This window comes from Microbacterium sp. Bi128 (assembly GCF_918698205.1).
This window is the reverse complement of the sequence record NZ_CAKKMM010000867.1, coordinates 1-2,162: the sequence shown is the minus strand read 5'-3', so window position 1 is coordinate 2,162 and position 2,162 is coordinate 1. Positions and strand designations below refer to the sequence as shown.

4 protein-coding genes are annotated in these 2,162 nt (G+C 66.5%); all 4 read left to right on the top strand.

Translation table 11 applies throughout. The features are described 5' to 3' along the window. A partial coding sequence (locus tag LQV45_RS27390; protein ID WP_230009965.1) for a DUF664 domain-containing protein occupies window positions 1-282 on the top strand: 282 nt, incomplete at its 5' end. An 18-nt stretch (window positions 283-300) separates the two neighbouring features. Beyond that, the gene (locus LQV45_RS27385; RefSeq protein ID WP_230009962.1) at window positions 301-678 is read left to right on the top strand and encodes an META domain-containing protein; all 378 of its coding nucleotides are present in this window, start codon (window positions 301-303) and stop codon (window positions 676-678) included. A 133-nt stretch (window positions 679-811) separates the two neighbouring features. After that, the gene (locus LQV45_RS27380) at window positions 812-988 is read left to right on the top strand and encodes a DUF1059 domain-containing protein (RefSeq protein ID WP_230009959.1); all 177 of its coding nucleotides are present in this window, start codon (window positions 812-814) and stop codon (window positions 986-988) included. Next, window positions 985-2,133 carry an EAL domain-containing protein gene (locus LQV45_RS27375; protein ID WP_230009956.1) on the top strand — a complete coding sequence of 383 codons (1,149 nt, stop codon included), beginning with the start codon at window positions 985-987 and terminating at the stop codon, window positions 2,131-2,133. Before LQV45_RS27380 ends, LQV45_RS27375 begins: the two co-directional genes overlap by 4 nt. Window positions 2,134-2,162 lie beyond the last annotated feature (29 nt).

Below are 2,162 nucleotides of genomic sequence, written 5' to 3'. Positions count from 1 at the left end.
CCGGACGAGCGCACGCACGTGACCCTGCAGCAGATCCTCGTGCACATGTGCGTGGAGACCGCCCACCACCTCGGACACGCCGACATCCTCCGCGAACTCATCGACGGCAGCGCAGGCCAGCGTCCCGGGGATCCGAACCTTTCGCCGCGCACCGCCGAGGAATGGGCCGTGCACCGGGCCCGCATCGAGGCGGCCGCAGTCGCTGCCGAAGCAGGGGGGCAGGCCGGTAGGAGCCCGAAGGCGACCCGGAGAGGCGGAATGATCCTTCCGTGCGGGAAATAGCTCAACTAGCATGGCGGCATGAGTCGGTTGCGTCGAAGCGGTCTGCTGGTTGTTGCCATGCTGGTTGCCGGCATGGCGCTAGCGGCAATCACGGGGTGCTCCGGCCCGGCACTGAAGTCGTTCGCCGGAAGTTGGGGACAGACCGTCAAAGGTCAGCCCAACCTGACGATCACCGACGACGGCTCCTTCCAAGGAACGGACGGCTGCAATCGTTTGACGGGCAAAGGATCGATTTCGGGCGATTCCTTCGACTTCGGCCCGATCGCATCCACCATGATGGCCTGCAACGACGTCGACACGTGGCTATCGCAGGCGCACGCCGCCAAAGTGGATGGGACTGTGCTTGTCGTCTACGACAACAGCGGTAACAAGATCGGAACCCTGGCCAAGCAGTGACATTGCCGTCTTCGCACTCTGTGGGCGTTCGTGTTCCGGCAAACACCCCGCTTTTCTGCAAGCTAAATCTCAGTTTTCGGTGCGGAGCCAACGTAGGGTGGTCCGGTCCGCTGTTGAAGAAGAAGGAGCATTCGTGAAGTCGTTTGCCTGTGGTGATGTGGTTCCCGGTTGTGACGCCTGCTGGGTGTGCAGTACCGACGATGAAATTCTGGTCAATGTGGCCGCCCACGCGGCGTCCGCACATGGGCTGGAGGAGCTGCCGGCCGACGTCGTGCAGTCGGTCCACAGAGCCATCGTTCCCGTTAGTTGATTCACGAGGCAGGCGGCCTCCCGCCCGACGCCGGGGCCGCGCCGGGCCCGGATTGGGAGAAGCAACTGGCGGCCGCCTGCCGGGGTGTCGGCCTTTCCGCGGCCTACCAGCCCATTGTTGATACCGCGCGCGGCACAGTGGTGGGCTATGAGGCCCTGGCCCGGTTTCCGGGTTTCGCCGAAAAAAATCCCGAGGTGTGGTTTGCCGCCGCGCGCACGCATGGCCTGGCAGCCGAGCTCGAGGCCGCAGCCTTGCGGGCGGCGCTCGCGGCGCGTCCCACATTGCCGCCGAACTGCTTCCTGACCCTCAACGTCTCACCGGAGCTGCTGTTGACGGAGGAGATCCGTGGCATCTGGCGCGGCCAGGGAAACCTCGCCGGACTGGTGGTCGAGCTGACAGAGCAGACCCCGATCGACTCCTATCTGGAGCTTGAGCCCGACCTCAACCAGCTGCGCGCTGCCGGCGCGCTGATCGCCGTCGACGACGCCGGTGCCGGCTATGCAGGGCTCCGGCACCTGCTGGCCCTGCGGCCCTCGCTGATCAAGCTGGATCGTGAACTGATCCAGGATGTTGACCGTGACGAAGCCAAGCGTGCCCTGATCTCCATGCTCGGAACCTTTGCCAGCCGCGTCGATGCCTGGATCCTGGCCGAGGGAGTGGAGCGCGTGGAGGAACTGGACGCCCTCGTCGCCCTCGGCGTACCCCTGGTGCAGGGGTATTGCCTGGCCCGGCCCGGACCGGCGTGGGAAAAAATCGATCTCGACGTTGCCCACCGTCTGGCGTCCAACCCCCCGGCGACGCACCAGAGCATCATCCGGGACATCGTGGAACCCGCGACGACGGCCGCCACCACTGCGACGGCGGCGGCCGCGTTTGATGACAACCCGGCCCTGCAGTCGGTGGTGCTGATGGGCGATCATCTGCGGCCCGTTGCGGTGCTCGACCCCACCGCGGCGGCCCTCGGCGTCGTGAGCCCGGGAATGCGGGTCAACCTGGACACGCCGCTCAGCGAAGCCCTGGCCCGTTCCATGACGCGGACCCAGGCCAACCGGTTTGACCCCCTGCTGGTGACGGACAACGCCGGCCGCTTTGCCGGCGTCGCCCGCATGGAGCGGATGATCACGGCGCTGGCCGCGGACAGCTAACCGTCCGCCGGGTCCGGGCCGCCGGTTTG